Origin of the sequence: Undibacterium sp. TC4M20W (assembly GCF_049340245.1) — a bacterium.
In the GTDB taxonomy this organism is placed as follows: Bacteria; Pseudomonadota; Gammaproteobacteria; order Burkholderiales; family Burkholderiaceae_D; genus Undibacterium.
The window spans coordinates 65,058-84,850 of the sequence record NZ_JBMPPI010000027.1 but is presented as its reverse complement, the minus strand read 5'-3'; the positions used below and the strand labels follow the sequence as shown (position 1 = coordinate 84,850).

Annotated in this window: 17 protein-coding genes; 4 read left to right on the top strand and 13 right to left on the bottom strand. The window is 48.1% G+C overall.

Annotation, left to right across the window (positions count from 1 at the left end):
- From ACO0LL_RS24210 to ACO0LL_RS24190, 5 genes are all read right to left on the bottom strand, one after another.
- Window positions 1-2,971: DUF4347 domain-containing protein (locus ACO0LL_RS24210; RefSeq protein ID WP_422953367.1), on the bottom strand; the 2,971-nt coding region annotated here is incomplete at its 3' end.
- A 2-nt stretch (window positions 2,972-2,973) separates the two neighbouring features.
- Complete coding sequence (locus ACO0LL_RS24205; RefSeq protein WP_422953366.1) at window positions 2,974-3,822, bottom strand: sulfotransferase; 849 nt, start codon at window positions 3,820-3,822, stop codon at window positions 2,974-2,976.
- Window positions 3,823-4,294: 472 nt separating this feature from the next.
- Entirely contained in the window at window positions 4,295-5,341 is a 1,047-nt protein-coding gene (pbpG, locus tag ACO0LL_RS24200; protein WP_422953365.1) for a D-alanyl-D-alanine endopeptidase, read from the bottom strand.
- 182 nt (window positions 5,342-5,523) lie between these two features.
- Window positions 5,524-6,216, bottom strand: a complete 693-nt coding sequence (locus tag ACO0LL_RS24195) for a nitroreductase (protein WP_422953364.1) — start codon at window positions 6,214-6,216, stop codon at window positions 5,524-5,526.
- Entirely contained in the window at window positions 6,213-6,653 is a 441-nt protein-coding gene (locus ACO0LL_RS24190) for an acyl-CoA thioesterase (protein ID WP_422953363.1), read from the bottom strand. Before ACO0LL_RS24190 ends, ACO0LL_RS24195 begins: the two co-directional genes overlap by 4 nt.
- Window positions 6,654-7,015: 362 nt before the next feature.
- Here ACO0LL_RS24190 and ACO0LL_RS24185 point away from each other — a divergent pair, with 362 nt between their 5' ends.
- Window positions 7,016-7,573, top strand: coding sequence for a phasin family protein (locus ACO0LL_RS24185; RefSeq protein ID WP_422953362.1), 558 nt, complete (start codon window positions 7,016-7,018; stop codon window positions 7,571-7,573).
- A 579-nt stretch (window positions 7,574-8,152) separates the two neighbouring features.
- On the opposite strand, the gene ACO0LL_RS24180 is transcribed toward ACO0LL_RS24185, so the two are convergent.
- From ACO0LL_RS24180 to ACO0LL_RS24155, 6 genes are all read right to left on the bottom strand, one after another.
- Window positions 8,153-8,875 carry an ABC transporter ATP-binding protein gene (locus ACO0LL_RS24180; RefSeq protein ID WP_422953361.1) on the bottom strand — a complete coding sequence of 241 codons (723 nt, stop codon included), beginning with the start codon at window positions 8,873-8,875 and terminating at the stop codon, window positions 8,153-8,155.
- Complete coding sequence (locus ACO0LL_RS24175; protein WP_162040519.1) at window positions 8,875-9,645, bottom strand: ABC transporter ATP-binding protein; 771 nt, start codon at window positions 9,643-9,645, stop codon at window positions 8,875-8,877. The genes ACO0LL_RS24180 and ACO0LL_RS24175 overlap by 1 nt, the downstream gene beginning before the upstream one ends.
- 11 nt (window positions 9,646-9,656) lie before the next feature.
- Window positions 9,657-10,847: an ABC transporter permease subunit gene (locus ACO0LL_RS24170; protein ID WP_422953360.1), complete on the bottom strand. Its 1,191-nt coding sequence runs from the start codon at window positions 10,845-10,847 to the stop codon at window positions 9,657-9,659.
- Between the two features lie 11 nt (window positions 10,848-10,858).
- Window positions 10,859-11,788, bottom strand: coding sequence for a branched-chain amino acid ABC transporter permease (locus tag ACO0LL_RS24165; protein ID WP_422953359.1), 930 nt, complete (start codon window positions 11,786-11,788; stop codon window positions 10,859-10,861).
- 532 nt (window positions 11,789-12,320) lie between these two features.
- Window positions 12,321-13,259 carry a 4-hydroxy-3-methylbut-2-enyl diphosphate reductase gene (ispH, locus tag ACO0LL_RS24160; RefSeq protein WP_422953358.1) on the bottom strand — a complete coding sequence of 313 codons (939 nt, stop codon included), beginning with the start codon at window positions 13,257-13,259 and terminating at the stop codon, window positions 12,321-12,323.
- Window positions 13,260-13,268: 9 nt separating this feature from the next.
- Window positions 13,269-13,724, bottom strand: coding sequence for an FKBP-type peptidyl-prolyl cis-trans isomerase (locus ACO0LL_RS24155; protein ID WP_422953357.1), 456 nt, complete (start codon window positions 13,722-13,724; stop codon window positions 13,269-13,271).
- A 96-nt stretch (window positions 13,725-13,820) separates the two neighbouring features.
- Here ACO0LL_RS24155 and radC point away from each other — a divergent pair, with 96 nt between their 5' ends.
- The 3 genes from radC to rpmG all read left to right on the top strand — a co-directional run bounded on the left by radC (window position 13,821) and on the right by rpmG (window position 15,163).
- Entirely contained in the window at window positions 13,821-14,495 is a 675-nt protein-coding gene (gene radC / locus ACO0LL_RS24150; RefSeq protein ID WP_422953356.1) for a RadC family protein, read from the top strand.
- Window positions 14,496-14,733: 238 nt separating this feature from the next.
- Window positions 14,734-14,970, top strand: coding sequence for a 50S ribosomal protein L28 (gene rpmB, locus ACO0LL_RS24145; protein ID WP_110257749.1), 237 nt, complete (start codon window positions 14,734-14,736; stop codon window positions 14,968-14,970).
- 25 nt (window positions 14,971-14,995) lie between these two features.
- Complete coding sequence (gene rpmG, locus ACO0LL_RS24140; RefSeq protein ID WP_110257750.1) at window positions 14,996-15,163, top strand: 50S ribosomal protein L33; 168 nt, start codon at window positions 14,996-14,998, stop codon at window positions 15,161-15,163.
- A 187-nt stretch (window positions 15,164-15,350) separates the two neighbouring features.
- Here the strand turns inward: rpmG and ACO0LL_RS24135 are convergent, their stop codons facing one another.
- Together ACO0LL_RS24135 and ACO0LL_RS24130 are read right to left on the bottom strand one after the other, a co-directional pair.
- Window positions 15,351-18,641, bottom strand: a complete 3,291-nt coding sequence (locus ACO0LL_RS24135) for a response regulator (protein WP_422953355.1) — start codon at window positions 18,639-18,641, stop codon at window positions 15,351-15,353.
- 90 nt (window positions 18,642-18,731) lie between these two features.
- On the bottom strand, window positions 18,732-19,769 hold the full coding sequence (locus tag ACO0LL_RS24130; RefSeq protein WP_422953354.1) for an HD domain-containing phosphohydrolase: 1,038 nt from the start codon (window positions 19,767-19,769) through the stop codon (window positions 18,732-18,734).
- Window positions 19,770-19,793: the final 24 nt, after the last annotated feature.

The following is a 19,793-nucleotide window of genomic DNA, read 5'->3' as shown; positions in this document are numbered from 1 at the left end:
CGATGTTGCCGCCGGTGATGACGCTATCCCAGTCGTCGGCTGCGGCGAGGTTGTAGGTTGTGGCGCTGCTGGCAGAGGAGGTGCCGTTTTTATTGAGCAAGCTATCGACAGCAGCAATATCGGCACCAGCCAACGTAAAGGTGAAGCTGGTGGCAGACGTGACTTCGACGTTGCCAGTCGTGGACAAAGTACGCGTTGCGCCGCCTTCGCCGGTAATCGTCAGTTTGGATATCGTGATGTCATTCGTCGCGCCTATCGTTTGCACCAGGTTGGTGCCAGTGACGGTGAAGACATGGGTCGTGCCGTTATAGGTTGCCGATGTAATCGTTGGGGCGGTGACGTTGCTGACCGTTATTGGGTTTGTGGTGTCGGCTAATGGTCCCTGTGAAGCATCCCAGCCAGCAGCAGCGGCCAGATTGAATGTGGTGGTATCAACAGCCGTTGTACCATTATTGTTCAAGACACCGTTGATGGCCAGCTTATCAGCCGCGTTCAATGTTATTGAAAAAGCTGTCGCACTGCTGGTCGTTACATTCGCCGTCGTCAGCGTATATGAACCCGCCTGCCCTGTCAGCGATAGTTTGGAAACATCAATGGTGTCGCCGTTCGCCATATTGGTGCCGATGACGGACAGAATGCCGGTACTGGCATCGTAGGTGGCGCTGGTGATGGTCGATGGCAAACCGGCAGAAGTAAAAGCCCAGGTGGAACTGGACGTGATGCCGGTAAATGACTTGCTGCTACTGTCGAGGAACGAACCGCTGTCTATCAATACATAGTAGCCAGTCTTGCCGAGGAAATTGGCGGCAGGATTAATCGTAATCTTGCTATTGGCACCGCCCGTGCCGCTGCTGAATGTGACCTTGCTGGCATCGGTGGCAGCGATGGTTTCCAGCACCGCGTTGTCTGACTGGCGGTAAATAACGATATTCTTGGCGGCAACCGCAGTAACTGCCGTGCCAAAATCAATCACCAGGTCATAGTTGATGGGTACATCAACGACACCATTTGCGGGGGAAACCACTCCACCGAAATTGAAGCTGCCATTATCGGAAGATTCATAGGCGCCAATATCAATTGTGCCGCCACGGTTAAATCCACGCGCATCCGTCGTCGGCGCGCCGGTTGTGGTACCTGCACTCACGGCACTGCTGCCACCGGCAATCGAAATGGTTTTTACCGGGCCACCGTTGTAGGCCAGCGTACCCATGCTGGGAACGGTGGAAATGGTGCCGGTCAGGTTGCTGATGGTATTACCACCACTGCTGGATGCGGTGTAAGTACCCGCCGTGGTACCAAAAATATTATTGGCACCATTGATGGTCACATTACGTCCCAGAACCACATCAGCGCCATGGTTACCGACAGCGCCGGTACTTGTATTATTGGCGATCAGGTTATTCGACAAAGTGACAACACCAGGCGAACCATCCACATGCAAGCCGCCACCATCTGCAAATACCAGATCAGTATTGATGGTAGATTTGCCGATGAAATGATTGCCAACAACAGTGTTATTGATGATGCTGCCAGTGCTGCCAGAGAAAGCCGTTACCTGCAGGCCGCCGCCCTTGCCAGCCACCACGTTGCTGGCACCACTGGTGTTATTGGAAAAGGTATTGTTAGTGATGCTGAAGGTGCCGCCGCCGATGATGGACAGCGATGCACCGCCGCCACCTGTAACGGCTGTGTTGCTTTCAAACGTGTTGTTCAGCAATGTCGCAGAGTTGGCAAATAAATTAACGCCACCGCCACTGCCAGTCGTAGTGTTGGACTGGAAACTCGAATTGCTGATGGTGATACTGCTATTGTAATTACCGTAAGAAGCGAAGCCACCACCATACGCCGAAGAGCTGGAATTTTTTATGACCACATGATCAATGACCACAGCACCGGTACTGGCCACGATGATGGCACCACCACCACGCGTCAAGGTGTCGCCGCTACCCGTGGTATTGGTGGCATTGGTCAGCGTCATGCCTGAAATATTCAGGGCAGAAGTATTGGCGGCAGCATAACTGTCAGCACGGAAAATTTGCGAATTATTATTGCCGCTGATAGTCAATAAATTGCTGCCAGGGCCAATAATGCTGAACGCGTCCGCATTGCTGGTACCACCAACTTCCAGTGCGCCGCTGGTCAGGGTGATGGTCGCAGCACCACTGGCAAACAGAGCAGGATCAAATACGATGGTATCAGCAGCACCGTTGCCAGTCGCGGCAAGAACAGCATCGCGCAAGGAACCGGCCCCGCTATCATTCAGATTGGTGACCGTGATGGTCGCCAGATCATACTGATATTGTTGTGCTGAGATAGCGGTAGTTTCCACCACGCCGCTATGGTATTCCAAAGCCCAGTCACCATGCACACCGGTGTCATTGGTCGATGCAGCGACATCAGTGCCAGTCGCTTTTGCGAGTTGATTCACAAAATTGGCACCCACATCACCTTTGGCGACATCACAGCCATACAGCAAAATATCGGCCCCAGGTGCCATTGCTTTTTGTATGGTCGCCAGGCTGGCCTGATAGTCTGTCAGGTTATACGAAGACAGCATGGTATTACCAACCACCAGATACCCTTCGCCACCATGCGACACAATGTGGACAGCAGTGATATCTGCCTTGCCTTGCAGCGCATCGGCCATTTGCTGTACGCCGTTTTTCAGCGGATCCAGCGTGACGACTTCAGTACCAGGTTTGAGACTACCAATCAGGCTTTGCCAGTTTTGCAGTGTGGTATCGACAAACACGACTTCGTGCGGTGTTGCCGAAGCGACAGGCGCGGCAGCAGCGGCCTGAGCAATGACGGGAACAACGACGGGAACAGGTGGTGCAGCAACAGCCGTCGTCGTCACAGGCAAACCATCTGCCTGGCTTGGATGCAAAGGGTCAAATGCAAAACCTGGAGAAGAACTGGAAGATGAATTGGTGTCAGCAATGGCTGGATTCAGGGAATTGGTCGGTATCATCTTCAGTCTTCAGTAGAATTTGGAACAAATTTGGCGGTAATCACATTGGCACGGCTACCGGTGGTGTCTTTCCAGAACGATAGCTGGCTGTACTGTTGAAACAAATCGGGGGGCAGTATGGTGTCGCGGGCCTGGAAGCTGACTTCGGGCCTGACCTTGTGCAGTCCACGCATGCCCATGGGGGCATCAAACTCAGGCGCGTCATACTGGATATTCTGGAAATCATGCTCGAATGGTTCAGCACCGATAAAGTCATAAATCAGGGGCAGCACTTTTTGTGGTGCCTGCGCCAGCAAGTCATAATCAATGAGCAGCATGGAACCGGCATGCTCACTGTAAAAGGCGCTCTTCAGGGCCGCCCATGGGTAACCCACCATGCGGTTGCGCTGCGCCAGGGTCTCTACCCGGCTATAGACGGTTGCTCGCTCATTGTCGTCATTGAAAAGGCGCGTGATTTCATAGGGGTCAGCTGCATATTTACGCTCTATGCTATCCATGACCCAGGCGACATTGCGGACACAGGCAATCACCTTGGAGCCAGGGAACTGGTCCATCAACATCGGCAGGTGTGCAGTCCACATGCGGTTGGTATCGAATACCACACTCTTCTCAGCGTGCTCGGCATAATAAGAATCAAACAAGCCACGCACCAGACGCTTGCGTTCAGCCTTGGTAATCACAGGCCCAAACTCAGTCCCTGCGCCGAACTGATGCAGCATGCTGGTGTATAAAGTACCGACAGGGCTGGTCATCCCGGCATGAAAGCGCGGGTTTTGCAGTAACAAAGCAGCCAATAAGGTAGAGCCGGAACGTGGCAGGCCAGAGATGAAATGGTAGATCGGAGTAGTCATTATTTGAGGCGGATAAGCCAAACCTGTGCAAAGTCTGTATCAACAGAGCAAACTATGAATAGCAATTAGTGTAAATAAGTGCGTAGTTCAAATGAAATCAATCCATTTTTCACCGCTAGCTATTTATATCAATATAAAAAGACACTTATGAGAAAAAATAGACAAAAGGCCAAACAATACCTGAGAAAACATTAAATATTTATTCTTTACAAAATGTGAAATGTTAAACATCGTTAAAATGTGCATTGTTTATCTATGGCATCAAAATGCTGGCAGTTTTAATGAAAGTCGCAACTCTCGGAGGACACCTTCAGCGGGACCTCGCAAAACCGCCAGGCTCGCATTCGCCTTTGCAGTTTTTTCAATCACGGGAAGTACAGACAAAAAAATACCCGCCAGTGGCGGGTATTTTAATTTTACGTATAACAATGCCAGTTTTATTCCTGGCTATACTTGTCCCTGAGCATCAATTTCATACATGCGGCTTGATTGTTTCCAGCCACTTCTTCATACGGTCTGCGTCTGCCAGGCGTGAATATTTGCCCTTGGAGTCAAGAAACACCATGACGATATTGCGACCTTCAATCATGGCTTGCATGACCAGACAACGGCCAGCTTCCGCGATATAACCAGTTTTTTGCAGGCCGATTTCCCATGCAGGGTTGATCACCAATTTATTAGATGTGCCGTATTCGAGATTTTTGCCACCAGGAGCGACGACATATTTTGAATCAGTAGAATACTGGCGGATAACAGGGTGCTGATAGGCCGCATTCACCAGCTTGACCAAATCACGCGCGCTGGCGCGGTTCTGGCTGGAGAGTCCACTGGAATCCACATAATGTGTATCTGACATGCCCAGTTGTTTGGCTTTGGTATTCATGGCCGTAACAAATGCAGGCAAGCCACCTGGATAATTGCGTCCCAATGCTGATGCGGCACGATTTTCTGAACTCATCAAGGCAATATGCAACATGTCAGAACGCGACAATCTGGCACCGATCTTCAAACGGGAACTGGTGTTTTTTTCCTTGTCGATGTCATCATTCGTCACTTCTATCTGCTCATCCATGTCTTGGTGAGCTTCTACCACTACCAGGCTGGTCATGAGTTTGGTAATCGAGGCGATAGGCAGGGAAACCTCAGAATTTTTCTCGAACAAGACCTTGGAGCTATCCTGATCAACCACGTAAGCCACATTTGATTTCAGATCCAAAGGGTCCTGGGTATTTTTCAAGCCCGCAGTGTCGCCCATGCTTGGCCTGTCTGGTACTTCACGTACCAGTACCACGCGCTCTGTAATGACTTTTCGTTTGCCATGCACCATGACAGTACGCTTGCCCAATTTGCCTGACGCAGTATGAATAATAATTTTCTTATGCGCAGCCACATGCGTCTTGCCATGAGCAGCATGTTTCTTGGATGAATTCTTGTGTGAGTTTGTGGCAGCCAGCACACTAGCCACTGGCAAGAGTGCGATTAATGAAAAAACCACTGCACATCGGGCAAATTTCACCATCAATGACTCCAGATCAGATATGCCAAAAAGATAGTGCAGTGTAGCAAAATTCGGAAATTCCGCAAGGAAAATAAGGAGTTAGCTGCGCTTATTCATTCGCATCCTTAGACTAAGTTGCAAAAATATTCTGTCTTTTAAACAAATTTCACAATTCAATTTCCAGAAATATTCAATTGTCTTCTTTATTCGATAAATCGGACAAAATCAGCAAGCTCGGCTCTTTCGGTCACCAGAGTGTTTTCAATTTTGCTGTGATCGGCATAACCCAGCGACATACCGCATACCAGCATTTCATCTGTGGGCAATTGCAATTGCTCTGAAATGACTTCGTGATATTGAGTGAAGGCTGCCTGTGGGCAGGTATCAAGACCGCGACCGCGCGCAGCAATCATGATATTTTGCAGGAACATGCCATAGTCCAGCCATGAACCCTGCTCCATGACCCTGTCTATAGTGAATATCAGACCAACTGGCGCATCAAAAAAAGCATAGTTGCGACCATGCTGGGCATGCATGCCCATCTTGTTTTCACGTCCCAGCCCCAGCAAGGCATATAAATCCCAGCCTACCTTTCGTCGGCGTTCAAGATAAGGTGCAACCCATTTCACCGGGTAATAATTGTATTCTTGCGCATGCCCGCCCTGCCCCTCGCTATTGTGGGCAGCCAAAATAGCATTCGACAAAGCGTGCAGGCGGGAGCCGGTCAGCACATAGACCTTCCAGGGCTGCGTATTGCTGCCAGATGGTGCACGCGCGGCAACCTCAAGTATGGCCTGCATATCCTCACGCGCCACGGCTGTTGGCAAAAATGCGCGTATGGAACGGCGCGACGTGATAGCTTCATCGACGATCTGCTGATGTGCTGAAGTAATCATGAGCCTGTTACCTCTATGGTTTGCAAGAGCTGGCGCATGTTGTCCGGGATGGCTGTAGGGCGGCGGTTTTCTCTATCCACATAGACATGCACGAAATGCCCCTGCGCGGCTGCCAGGTCTTCACGATTCTTGAAAATGCCTACTTCATAGCGCACGCTGGAATTGCCCAACTTGCTGACGCTAACGCCCGCTTCTATAACATCAGGAAAAGCGACCGAAGCCAGGTAATTGCACTGGGTCTCTATAACCAGACCTATGACGGCGCTGCTTTCTATGTCCAGCACCCCGTTACTGATCAGGAACTCGTTGACGACCGTGTCAAACCAGCTGTAATACACGACATTATTGACATGGCCATAAGCATCGTTATCCATCCAGCGTGTGGTGATTGAATGAAAATGCTTAAAGTCTTCTCTTGTTTTTGCAGTTATTGCCATTGTCTCTCCCTGCTATATTCTTGCCACAAAATGAATTACCTGAACGCAAATCTCCGTGTGAAAGTCTAACATAGGCATGCCACTTCATTTTCTGGTCATAATTGCCATACATAATTGCCCAAGGAAAAGTGCTTGTATTAGTTTCTTATTTTCCTGACCGGGTATCTGTATCAAATGTTTTTATATACATAATTATTATATTGCGACGCACAAATTTACCTTGACTTCATTTTGCGAATCAATAAAATATGATTTATTGCATCGCACAATTTTATGGTTTAATAATTAAGTTCAGCGCTGCAACATTCCACTTAGCAATCGCCAGGTTTCTTGTATTCCACTTTCCTACTTAGGAGATGTCCATGTTTACTGCACCCGAACAAATTTCTGCAGCAACTAAAGCCAATTTCGATGCACAACTTGCTCTGTTCACTACATTGACAGGCAAAGCATTTGAAGGCGTAGAAAAATTCATCGAATTGAATTTGAACGCTGTCAAATCCTCTCTGGAAGAAAGCTCTGCTGCAACCAAGCAATTACTGGCAGCCAAAGACCCACAAGAATTTTTCAATCTGTCCGCAGCTCAGGCGCAGCCGACAGCCGAAAAAGTGCTGGCTTATGGCCGTCACCTGGCAAACATCGCGACCAGCACACAGGCAGAATTTACACATGCTGCTGAAGCGCAAATCGCTGAGACCAATCGCAAAGTTTTGACCCTGATTGATGAAGTGTCTAAAAATGCTCCTGCTGGTTCCGAGCAATTTGTATCCTTGTTCAAGACGTCGATAGACAATGCGAACGCCAGCTACGATCACATCAGCAAAACAACCAAACAAGCAGTTGAAGCGCTGGAAGCCAATCTGAACAATGCAGTTTCTACTGCAACAAAAGCGGCAACACCAAAGGCCGCGAAGAAGTAAGCATCAGCATTGTTACAGCAGGACTCCCCTCCTACTGTAACAGGCTAACAGGCTAACAGGCTAACAAGCAGGCAACATGCAAAAAAGCCCTGGCAACATACCAGGGCTTTTGCTTATCTACACATGCTTGGCTTACACAAACATAGCCATGACTTTCATTGCCGTTTGCCAGACTCCTTATCCCAGTGGAACGCAGGCCAGAGCCCAGTAAAAAATGATTTTGCCAGCCATGCTGGGATCAATATGCTTGTTGATGTCTTCCACGTTTATGTCTTACATATTTATTCCTATCTGATGTGTTGTGATAGTCTGTCAAGTTGCCAATTCCGCATTGATTCCTACATTTATATCAAGATCAATTTTAGAAACATGTTTTTGCAGAAAAATCTGCCGATTACTTTGCATTGTCCGCTGACCAGCTTTTAGCGGAGAGTAGAAAGACCTGACACGATCAGGTTAAAAGATGAAACGAGAGGTAAAAACAGGCAAAAAAATACCTGCAATTACTTGCAGGTATTTGAAAGGTCCCGGCACAGCCATGCTGCGCAAGAGACTTACCTTACTTCATAAAACGTATCATCACTCACCAAGATAGGCGGCCTGGACTTTAGGGTCATTCAGCATGTCCTTGGCATTACCACTCATGGTAATAGAACCAGAATCCATCACATAGCCACGGTGTGCTGCCTGCAAGGCAAGCTTGGCGTTCTGCTCTACCAACAGGATGGTAATTCCCTGGGCAGACACATTACGCACCACTTCAAAAATCTTTTCCACCATGATCGGTGACAGACCCATGGATGGCTCATCCAGCAGCAACAGATTAGGATGACTCATCAGTGCACGTGCCATAGCCAGCATTTGCTGCTCACCACCAGACAAGGTACCAGCCAGTTGAGCAGCACGCTCTTTGAGGCGCGGAAAGACGGCAAACCATTTCTCGATATCGGCTTCGATACCCGCTTTATCATTGCGGATAAAGGCACCCATCATCAGGTTTTCAAGAATCGTCATACGTGTGAAAACACCACGGCCTTCTGGCACCATGGCCAGGTGGTTTTTCACCATCTCGAAAGAATTAACGTTACGGATGGAATTACCCAGATAGACAATCTCGCCTTCAATCTTGCAGGCAGGCAGAGTGCCCGTAATGGCTTTCAGGGTCGTGGTTTTACCTGCACCATTGGCGCCGATCAGGGTAATCAATTCACCCTTGTTGACTTCCAGGTCTATTCCTTTAACGGCCTTGATGCCGCCGTAAGCAACTTTCAGATTGCTTATCTTTAATACGTTCTCAGCCATTAGTGACCACCTCCCAAATACGCTTCGATAACTGCCGGATTTTTCTGTATGTCTGCTGGCAGACCTTCTGCAATTGGCTTGCCGTAATCCAGAACAGTCATCCTGTCACATAATCCCATCATCAATTTGACGTCATGCTCAATCAGCAAAATCGTCTTGCCTTCTGCCTTGATCTTGACCAGCAACTCGCGCAAGGCAAGTTTTTCAGTCGCATTCATACCAGCTGCGGGTTCATCAAGTGCCAGCAGTTTTGGATCTGTTGCCAGTGCACGGGCAATTTCCAGGCGGCGTTGATCACCATACGACAGGAACTTGGATGTGCGGCTGGCGAACTGGCCTATACCAACAAAGTCCAGCAATTCCTGCGCACGCTGGCGAATTTCAGCCTCTTCTTTTTTTGCCGCACCGTGTCTGAACACAGCACCAAATACACCTTGATGAGTACGGATATGGCGGCCAACCATGACATTTTCCAGTGCCGTCATTTCACCAAACAGACGGATATTCTGGAAAGTCCTGGCGATACCTGCCCTGGCCACTTCATGCGGTGCCGATGGCGAATAAGGCTTGCCTTCCAGTTCAAAAGTCCCTGTGTCAGGTTGATACAAGCCAGTAATGACATTAAAAAAAGTGGTCTTGCCGGCACCGTTAGGCCCGATCAGGCCATAAATCTGGCCTTTCTTGATATTGATACCTACATTTGAAAGCGCCTGCAAGCCGCCAAAACGTTTATTGGCACCTTCAATTTTTAAGATAGTTTGTTCAGTCATCTCGATCTTCCTTATGCTGCCGCTTCGTTAGTCTTAGCCATACGGTCTTCGTGCTTGGGCGCTGGCCACAAACCGGCAGGACGATAAAGCATGACACCAACCAGTGTCGCTCCGTAGATCAACTGACGCAAAACTTCATCTTCCAGCCACACTTCACCAAACAATTGCATTTGCAAAGGCTTGACAACGTGGCGCAATATTTCTGGCAAGGAGATCAGTGCCACAGCCCCCATGATCACACCAGGGATATGCCCGATACCACCGACCACGACTGCCGCCAGAACAATGATGGATTCCATCAGAGAGAAGGATTCTGGAGAAACGAAGCCCTGGAAGCTGGCAAACATCGCACCAGATACGCCACCAAAAGAAGCGCCCATTGAGAATGCCAGCAACTTGATATTGCGGGTATTGATACCCATGGCCTTGGCGGCAATTTCATCTTCACGGATGGCAACCCAGGAGCGGCCAAGACGGGAATCTTGCAAACGGAAGGAAACCAGAACGATACAGATACACAGGAACAGGAACAGGAAATAATAGGCATTCACCGAAGGCATGCTTATGCCCAGCAAGTGTACCGTCGCATTGCTGCCGGGCTCACCAGCCAGTGATACACCAAACACACTGACGGGGTCTATCTTGTTAATACCCTTTGGGCCGTTGGTAAAATTAATCGGCGCATTCATGTTATTCATGAAAATACGGATGATTTCACCAAAGCCCAGAGTCACGATCGCCAGGTAATCACCACGCAATTTCAGCGTCGGCGCACCCAGTATCGCACCAAACAGGCCGGCTACCGCTGCAGCCATTGGCACAATAAGCCAGACTGACAGATGAATGCCATTCTGAGTGATTTCCTGCCCCAGCACATTGACCAGGAAAGCACCGAAACCAGGATAGCTATCAACGATGGATTCCAGAGCAATGGCAAATTGTGGCGAAGCAAATATACCTGCCAGATAGGCACCTACCGCATAAAACGCGATATAGCCCAGGTCAAGCAAACCAGCAAAACCAACCACGATGTTGAGACCCAGGGCCAGCATGACATACAAGAGCACCAGATCAACAATCCTGACCCAGGAATTACCAAAATTGGAAGCAACAAAAGGGAACGCCACCAGAATTACCGCCAGTACGGCGAAACTGGTAAATGCCTTTTGCGGGTTGGCTTTTACATCAAATAATGTAGACATAGATTTTCTCCTTACGCACGATCAGCAACACGTTCACCCATGATGCCGGATGGCCGCAAGGTCAATACGATAATCAATACCACGAAGGCAAAGATGTCCTGATAGTGACTTCCCAGAATACCTCCAGTCAGGTCACCTATATAACCGGCACCCAGGCTTTCTATCAGGCCCAGTACGATACCCCCAACCATCGCACCGTAGATATTACCGATACCACCCAGCACCGCTGCAGAGAATGCTTTCAGACCCGGCACAAAACCCATGGCAAACTGGGCAGAAGAATAATTGGCAGCCCACATCACGCCAGCAACAGCCGCCAGTGCAGCGCCTATCGCAAAGGTTGCGACAATCACTTTGTTGGAATCAACACCCATCAGGCCGGCAACGCGTGGATTTTCAGCCGTAGCACGCATGGCCCGGCCCATCTTGGTTTTTTCCACCAGCAAAACCAGGGCAACCATGGAGAGAGTCGCCAACACCAGCAACAGTATCTGCGTTTGCGAAATCACAGCGCCGCCAATTTGCACAGGTTCCAATGGCATCACGGAAGGGAAAGGAATAGGACTGCGGCCCCAGATCATCATCGCAAAAGTCTGCACCAAAATGGAGACACCAATCGCCGTAATCAGCGGCGCCAGGCGTGGTGCATTTCGCAAGCGCCGGTAAGCCACGCGTTCGATAAGGACATTGACAGCAATACAGACAGGGATGGCACCAAGAATGGCGATAATCAGTTTGATTATGCCTGGCAGTTCAGGAGCTACTACCGATAAAAACTTGATGATACTCAGGCCAGCCATCGCACCGACCATCAGTACGTCGCCATGCGCGAAGTTAATCAGATTGAGCACACCATAGACCATGGTGTAACCGAGTGCGACCAGGGCATACATGCTGCCCAGCACAAGACCGTTAATAATTTGTTGGATAAAGGTATCCATATTTTGCTTCTCACTTTAAAAACGAAACGAATTTCTGAAAAAACCAGGAGATGAACTGCTTGCCATCTTGCCACCCGAAAGAATCGGGTAACAACATGCAGGTTTCAGCAAAAATCATTCCTGATAAGGAAAGCGGCACCCAGACTGGGTGCCGCCGGAATTCGAACGCGCGTTAGCCAAACAGGCGCGTCATCAAAGTAGAAGCAATAATGGCGTAATCGATGCACATAGTAGAACTCTCCTCAGCAACTTTTGGTAAAAGTTTTTGTAATATATTTTGACTTAAAGGTTATCCCAGTAAAGTCGGCCGGATTATACATAGTTTGCCTGCTCTTCCAGTGGTAAAAAAACCACCGCAAGCTACGTACTTTCCACAAGTGCCGAATACCAGCATACACGTTTTGCCAAGTCCGGCAAATACCGAACTTGATTGTGCCGCAATCTTAAACACGTATTTGCAAAATAAAATATCGAAAACAACAGCCAAAACAAATTTTTTATCAAATTCACTTACTTAAGAGAGTTACATGCATCAAACTTTTGCTGCAGCCAGGCCTTTGGGCATGGGGAAAGTCACAGCCTCTTCAACACCGTCAAGCGCACGTACACTACGTGCACCCAGTTGGCGCAAACTCGCAATCACCTCTTGCACCAGCACTTCCGGTGCAGAAGCACCGGCTGTCACACCAATGCGCAAACTGTTTTCCAGCCATTCAGGCTTGATCTGACTGGCATTATCGACCATATAGGCGGTCACACCTTTTTTCTCGGCGACTTCACGCAGACGGTTGGAATTGGAACTATTCGGGCTGCCAACCACCAGTACCAGATCGACTTGCGGTGCCATGAACTTGACCGCTTCCTGGCGGTTGGTCGTGGCATAGCAAATATCTCCCTTTTTTGGTTCACTGATCAAAGGAAAGCGCTTTTTCAGAGCATCTATAATTTCTGCCGTGTCGTCAACAGACAATGTGGTTTGCGACACAAAAGCCAGCATATCTGCATTTTTTACTTGCAGGCTGGCGACATCGGCCACGGTTTCCACCAGATACATGCCCTCATTAGCCTGGCCCATCGTGCCCTCTACTTCAGGGTGACCATGGTGGCCTATCATGATGATTTCTCGGCCTTCTTTGCGCATCTTGGCCACTTCTATATGCACCTTGGTTACCAATGGACAGGTCGCATCAAAAATCGTCAGGCCACGGGCCTCGGCATCCTGGCGTACGCTTTGTGAAACACCGTGGGCAGAAAATATCAGGGTATTGCCAGGAGGGACATCCTCCAGCTCCTCAATAAAAATCGCACCCTTGGTTTTCAAATCATTCACGACATAGGCGTTGTGCACGATTTCATGTCTGACATAAATCGGCGCACCGAATTGTTGCAAGGCACGCTCGACGATTTCAATGGCGCGATCAACACCAGCGCAAAATCCGCGTGGCTGAGCTAATAAGATTTCTTTGTCCATAAGCTTTGATTAAAGAATCCCGATAATTTTTGTTTCAAACAGCACGGTTTGCCCGGCCAGAGGATGATTAAAGTCGAACAATGCGCCCTGGTCATCAATTGCACGCAAGATGCCGGCAAACTTGCCGCCTGCAGGTGCAGCAAACTCAACCAGGTCACCAATCACATATTGCTCGCCAAAAGCAGAATTTTCTTTTAGTGTAGCCAGCGACACTCTTTGTATCAATTCCGGGTTGCGCGGGCCAAAGGCTTTTTCAGGTGCCAGCTCCTGGGTGGTATGAGAACCTTCTTCCAGTCCCAGCAAGGATGCTTCCAGCTCTGGTGCCAGTTGCCCTGTCCCCAATTGCAATGTGGCTGGGCGCTCTTTGAAGGTGCTGAGTATATCTTCACCAGATAGCGTCGCAAGGCGATAATGCAGGGTCAGGTAGGCGTCGGGTGTCACAGTAGGGATTGCATTTGAAGACATGATATGAAGCTGGGCTTATAGGGCTGAGAATCCGATATTGTAAGCCAGCTTTAGCTTATACAGAGACAAGGACCAAATTCTATGGAGAAAAGCTAGATGGCAATCAATGAATGGCCGGAAGACCAGCGCCCGCGTGAGCGCCTGATCAAGCATGGAGCCAGCGCTTTATCAGACGCTGAATTACTGGCAGTTTTTTTGCGGGTCGGTGTCAAGGGTAAAAGTGCGGTCGATCTGGGGCGCGATATGATCAAGCACTTTGGCTCTCTTTCCGGGCTGTTTGCAGCAAATATGAAAGATTTTTCTTCCATACATGGGCTGGGTGCGGCCAAGTATGCGCAGTTGCAGGCTGTTCTCGAACTGGCCAAACGGGCAATCTCTGAAGAGCTGCAGGAAAACGCCAGCCTTTCCTCACCCCAGGCTGTCAAAAATTACCTGCAATTGATGATAGGAAATAAACCACATGAATCTTTTGCCGTCCTTTTCCTGGACATCAAAAACCGCCTGATCAAGGCAGAAGAATTATTTCGCGGTACGTTGAGCCATGCCAGCGTTTATCCACGCGAGGTAGTCAAGGCAGCCCTGCAACACAATGCTGCGGCCATCATATTGGCCCATAACCACCCATCCGGCTCATGCGAGCCCAGCCAGGCGGATATCAGCCTCACGCAAACCCTCAAGCAAGCATTGGCACTGGTAGATGTGCGCGTACTGGATCATTTCATCGTCGCCAATCCGAATGTGTATTCTTTTGCAGAACATGGCCTGATTTGAGTATTACCCCTGTCAGGCCAGTCATTTTTCCAGCATTGAAACAGCCAGTGTTGTAGGCAAGGCTTGGTTTACATCCGCCGTTTACACCTGTGTTTACCTACTGTAAATCCAGGAAAATACAATTGTTAAATCTATTTTTAAAATAAGACACACTTGTTTTTCGCAAGTCGTTGATATTTCATGAGATTTTGTTTATACTTGCGTTTTTCCAATTTCGGAATCGTCTAAGGAGTTAAACATGGCACGTGTCTGCCAAGTGACTGGGAAGGGGCCAATGGTTGGCAACAATGTATCCCACGCTAACAACAAAACAAAACGCCGCTTTTTGCCTAATCTGCAAAATCGTCGCTTTTTCGTAGAATCAGAAAACCGTTGGGTTTCTCTGCGTTTGTCCAATGCTGGTCTGCGCGTCATTGACAAAATCGGCATCGATGCCGTTTTGACTGACATGCGTGCTCGCGGCGAAAAAGTTTAAGCTAAACTATTGTTAGGAAAATATCATGGCTAAATCTGGTCGCGACAAAATCAAGCTGGAATCGACTGCTGGTACAGGTCACTTCTACACAACCTCCAAAAACAAGCGCACTATGCCTGAAAAAATGGAGATCATGAAGTTCGATCCTAAAGCACGTAAGCACGTCATCTACAAAGAAACCAAAATCAAGTAATTCTGGTAAGTTTTGTAGAAATAAAAAAACCCTGCACTGCAGGGTTTTTTTATGTCCGGTACAAATAGTTTTAATGTAAAAATGCATAAGACAGATTGCAAACCAGGGGCGGACTGCAAGCCATCTTTAAAATCCCGGCTTCGTTGAAGCATGCTCCAGTCGCAACGGTAGGCAGTAATTCTGCAAATCAAGATTCGCACGTCCCCAATTTATTCGTCAAATGCACCAAAAACTTTCTGGTCTCTACCTCCAATAATTGAAAATGTCGCTGCGCCTCATCCAACTCTCCTTGCTTGGCACTCAACTCAATTCTTTTAGCATGCTCAACGATGGGGGTCGCTCCAAAATACCCAATCACCCCCTTTAGAGTATGGGCTGCACGCTGTATATCTGACAAATGCCTGTCATGCAACGAAGATGCAATATCCACGATTTGAGCTGGTATGTTCGTAAGAGCAAGTTTACCTACAATATCCAGCACTTCAACGTCCGTTTTCTCCAGGGCTCTTGCATAGTCAAATTCAGGTACAGCTTGCAAAACATCTGCTGAATGATCATCCAGGAGCTGACTAATTCTATTTCCATTTAATACGGACTCGATACAATCCAGCAATTTTTTTGACTGTATTGGTTTCGATATATAGTCATCCATTCCAGCGGCAAGACAGCGCTCCCGGTCCCCCTCCATCACATTGGCAGTCATGGCAATGACGGGGAGATGCTCTCCAGTCAGTTTTTCTCTGGCGCGAATTGCCAAACATGCCTCTATGCCATCCATCACTGGCATTTGCACATCCATGAGCACAACATCAAATTTTTCTGTTTCAATCAAGCTCATTGCATCTCTGCCGTTGTCGCGCACTTTGACACTGTGACCGGATTTTTCAAGCAGCCTTACTGCCAGTTGCTGATTAATCAAATTATCTTCTACCAGCAAGATGGAGAGTCTTTTCACGGATGATGGCACTGGATTTACTACAAGTGCAGTGTGAACTGCATTATCGCTATCCATATCTAATGCAGATACCAGTGTCGATCTTAAATCTGGCAACCTGATAGGCTTGCTCATATAAAACTCTATTCCGGCGCGGTGGCAACGGTCAGCATCTCCACGTATACCAGCAGAGATCATCATGATAACTTTAGCTGAAATCGGCGGCCTGATTTCCGCTATTTTCTTCTGAAGTGCGAATCCATCCATACCCGGCATATGGGCATCGATTAAAATCAGGTCGTAAGCGTTAGCACCATGCTGCGCACGCAGCATCTCGTCCAGCGCTTCCTGCCCAGTTTCAGCACACACAGGATTTAGGCCCAATTTCAGAAAAGTGTCTGACAAGAATTGTCGGTTGGCAGTACTGTCATCGACAACCAGAACCTTACGTTCGGGCAGACAAACAAGTGGCGGCACCTGACTTAGCTCTCCCTTGATCAGGCGGATCACAAAATGGAAGGTGCTTCCATGTTCCAGCTCGCTCTCCACCCAAATGCGGCCTTGCATCATTTTCACGAGGCGAGAGGAAATAGATAGACCCAAACCTGTACCACCATACTTCCTGGTAATAGAGTTATCCGCTTGTGAAAATGAATCAAAAATGCTGGCAATTTTGGATTGCTCAATACCTATACCAGTATCAGTCACTTTAAAATGCAGGAGCACCTCTCCACCAGCGATGACTTCCTGTCTGACCTGGATTACTACCTCTCCACTTTCAGTGAACTTGATCGCGTTACCAACAATATTAAACAAAATTTGTCGAATGCGAACCGGATCGCCTATCAGCGTATGGCTACTGTCAATATCAGTATCAGCAACCAGCTCCAAGCCCTTCTGTTCTGCAGGAATCACCAGAGTCTTTACCGCATCATCAAGCATGGTAGCAAGATCGAATACCACGTTTTCCAACAATAGTTTGCCCGCCTCAATCTTGGACGAGTCGAGTATATCGTCGATAATGGTTAGCAGCGAATCAGCAGATGACTTAATCAAATCTAGATATTGACGCTGCTCACGATTCAAATTGGTATCGAGTGTCAACTCAGTCATACCCAGAATGCCGTTCATCGGCGTACGTATTTCATGCGACATAGATGCGAGAAACAAGCTCTTGGCAATATTGGCCGCCTCTGCCATTTCTTTTGCCTTTAGCAACTCTTCTTCGTGCTGTCTGCGCTCGGTAGTGTCGAGCACAATCCCCACTAGATGACTTGATTGATCGCTTTCATCCTGTTTAATTTCTCCAAATGCCTGTATCCAGCACTCCTTTCCATCTACTGGCCGGACTATTTTGTATTCATAACTAAACCTGGTGCCTTGCACTATTGCTTCTTCCATTGCCTTGCTAACCGCGTCACGGTCAGCGACAGAAATGATCTGCAACCAATTGGCATAAGTCTTTTCAAAACTTGGCGGCAAACCAAAAATAGCATTCATCGTATCTGAGCAACTGAACGTGCCTCTGGCAACATTCAGAGAATAACTACCTATCTGCCCCACTTCTTGCGACTGCCTTAGAACCGCTTCGCGGTCAGACAATTGCTGCTGTATGCCGTCCCTGGCATTAAGTGCCTTAAACAGTAGACTGAACAAAAATAGGGAACACAAGCTGATGATGAGAGCCGAGCCCAGCACCATATTCCTGTGGACCTCATACGGCACCAATATATTTTTTACAGATTCTCCGACCAAAAAAGTCAATTGGTATTCGGGTATACGGAAGTATCCATAAACCCGCTCAACACCATCAATTTTGGCAACTCGTCGGAAATTACCTGATAAGCCGGATGTAGGCGTTGATGTTAAAAAGCTGGTATCAACGATTTTACCTAGCATCGTGTCCATTGCAGGATATCGCGCCATCAGCACACCACTGTCACGCAATACCGTCACAGCCCCATCTTCTGACACGTTGAGTTTTCTTGCCAACTCGGTAAATTGTTCCGGGCTGACAGAAACCACCAGCACACCATCAAACTTGCCTTGCCTGAAAATGGGACGCGTAAACTGCAAAGACCATTTACCGGAAACTTTCCCTTTGACGGGATTACTGATAAATAAGGCATCGCGCTCAGGCACCTCGCGATGCACCCTGAAATGCTCACGCTGGCTCAGGTCCACTTTTTCATTCGGTTTCGACAAATTGGAAAACTGCATCATTCCATCTTTATCAATCACCGCCACCTGAAAAGAAATGTCTTGCAAGATTTCCTGGCGACGACGTACTACATCGGCAAATTCTGACCAGTTACCATTCCAGTCAGCCCGCATATCCAGCAATATTTCATTGATGCGCCTGATAACAGATTGCGAATATTCAGCAAATACCTGCGACTGTACGTTAGTACGAACGTTTGCCTCTTCGAGAAAATGAGTCCGACTGCGAAACAGCTCATAGACAACGAAGCTCCATGTCAGCAACAGCACAAGAGCAAACATAAGTATCAACTGACGACGAAATCGTTTCCTGGCTCTTTTCATTTGATTTATCCACGCGCAGCAGATCAGTTAAATTAACGATGAAGGCTTGTGCTGGCCGTTCAGATTATTTTCCTAGAAAAAATACTGACCTCAATCCAGCAATCTCGCCTTCACTTCCATGACCTCATCCCAAGCACTGATAAATGCGCTGACACATACAGGGCAAAAATGCTTACCTGCGTTATCCTGCAAAAATTGCCGCGCATGCTCGTCAGACCAGGCTTTTTTGTAAGGTCTCTCTGAAGTCAGTGCATCAAAAACATCTGCAACAGCCACAATACGTCCTGATAACGGGATGTTTTCTCCTGCGAGATTGTTTGGATATCCTGTTCCATCATATTTTTCATGATGTGTCCTGGCAATTTCTTCGCCCAACTGTATTAATGGAGCAGAACTGCCTGCCAAAATCACAGCACCGATCTCCGCGTGCCGTCGCATGATGCGCATTTCATCGTCGTCCAGCCGGCCAGGCTTCAACAAGATATGATCAGGAATGCCCAATTTCCCCACATCGTGCATAGGAGCAGCATCAAGCAATAATTGTTGAAACTCTGCAGGCAAATCCATTTTTTTTGCAATGATCTGCGAATAATGTGCCATTCTTTGCACATGGGCACCAGTTTCAGGATCACGAAATTCCGCTGCTTTGGACAGGCGCACGATCAATTCACGTTCCCTATCAAGAATGGCGGCTGTTGCCAGCCGCACCTCGTGTTCCAAGAGTTTTGCTTTATCCTTGATCAAATTCTGGGATTGTCGCAATGCAAGTAAATTACGTATGCGGCTACGGCATTCTGATACATCCACTGGCTTGGCCAAAAATTCTGTAGCGCCCAATGACAGCGCCTCGTGCCGGACAGCTTTTTCATTTTCTGTCGTCACCATGACTATTGGGACATCCATGCAGTGAGACAGCTTCCTGACGATGCGAATAAAATCATGGCCATTCAATCCTGGCATCATATAGTCCACCAGAATAAGGTCTGGCGTATTCGACTGACACCATTCTACGGCGCTGAGGGGGTCATCAAAACTGACTGCCGGAACACCACTTACTGATTCAGTCAGCGTCGCAAGCAATAATAGATTGACGGCATTATCATCAACAATCAATACACTAGGTTTCACAATTCCCCCTTTTTGTCGTTCGGT

What these genes read in the sequence shown, in the direction of transcription:
- ACO0LL_RS24185 (WP_422953362.1), top strand. Translation starts at nt 7,016, where the DNA reads ATGTTTACTGCACCCGAACAAATTTCTGCAGCAACTAAAGCCAATTTC.
- radC (WP_422953356.1), top strand. Translation starts at nt 13,821, where the DNA reads ATGGCAATCAATGAATGGCCGGAAGACCAGCGCCCGCGTGAGCGCCTG.
- rpmB (WP_110257749.1), top strand. Translation starts at nt 14,734, where the DNA reads ATGGCACGTGTCTGCCAAGTGACTGGGAAGGGGCCAATGGTTGGCAAC.
- rpmG (WP_110257750.1), top strand. Translation starts at nt 14,996, where the DNA reads ATGGCTAAATCTGGTCGCGACAAAATCAAGCTGGAATCGACTGCTGGT.
- ispH (WP_422953358.1), bottom strand. Translation starts at nt 13,259, where the DNA reads ATGGACAAAGAAATCTTATTAGCTCAGCCACGCGGATTTTGCGCTGGT.
- ACO0LL_RS24190 (WP_422953363.1), bottom strand. Translation starts at nt 6,653, where the DNA reads ATGGCAATAACTGCAAAAACAAGAGAAGACTTTAAGCATTTTCATTCA.
- ACO0LL_RS24175 (WP_162040519.1), bottom strand. Translation starts at nt 9,645, where the DNA reads ATGACTGAACAAACTATCTTAAAAATTGAAGGTGCCAATAAACGTTTT.
- ACO0LL_RS24170 (WP_422953360.1), bottom strand. Translation starts at nt 10,847, where the DNA reads ATGTCTACATTATTTGATGTAAAAGCCAACCCGCAAAAGGCATTTACC.
- ACO0LL_RS24180 (WP_422953361.1), bottom strand. Translation starts at nt 8,875, where the DNA reads ATGGCTGAGAACGTATTAAAGATAAGCAATCTGAAAGTTGCTTACGGC.
- pbpG (WP_422953365.1), bottom strand. Translation starts at nt 5,341, where the DNA reads ATGGTGAAATTTGCCCGATGTGCAGTGGTTTTTTCATTAATCGCACTC.
- ACO0LL_RS24155 (WP_422953357.1), bottom strand. Translation starts at nt 13,724, where the DNA reads ATGTCTTCAAATGCAATCCCTACTGTGACACCCGACGCCTACCTGACC.
- ACO0LL_RS24135 (WP_422953355.1), bottom strand. Translation starts at nt 18,641, where the DNA reads ATGAAAAGAGCCAGGAAACGATTTCGTCGTCAGTTGATACTTATGTTT.
- ACO0LL_RS24205 (WP_422953366.1), bottom strand. Translation starts at nt 3,822, where the DNA reads ATGACTACTCCGATCTACCATTTCATCTCTGGCCTGCCACGTTCCGGC.
- ACO0LL_RS24195 (WP_422953364.1), bottom strand. Translation starts at nt 6,216, where the DNA reads ATGATTACTTCAGCACATCAGCAGATCGTCGATGAAGCTATCACGTCG.
- ACO0LL_RS24165 (WP_422953359.1), bottom strand. Translation starts at nt 11,788, where the DNA reads ATGGATACCTTTATCCAACAAATTATTAACGGTCTTGTGCTGGGCAGC.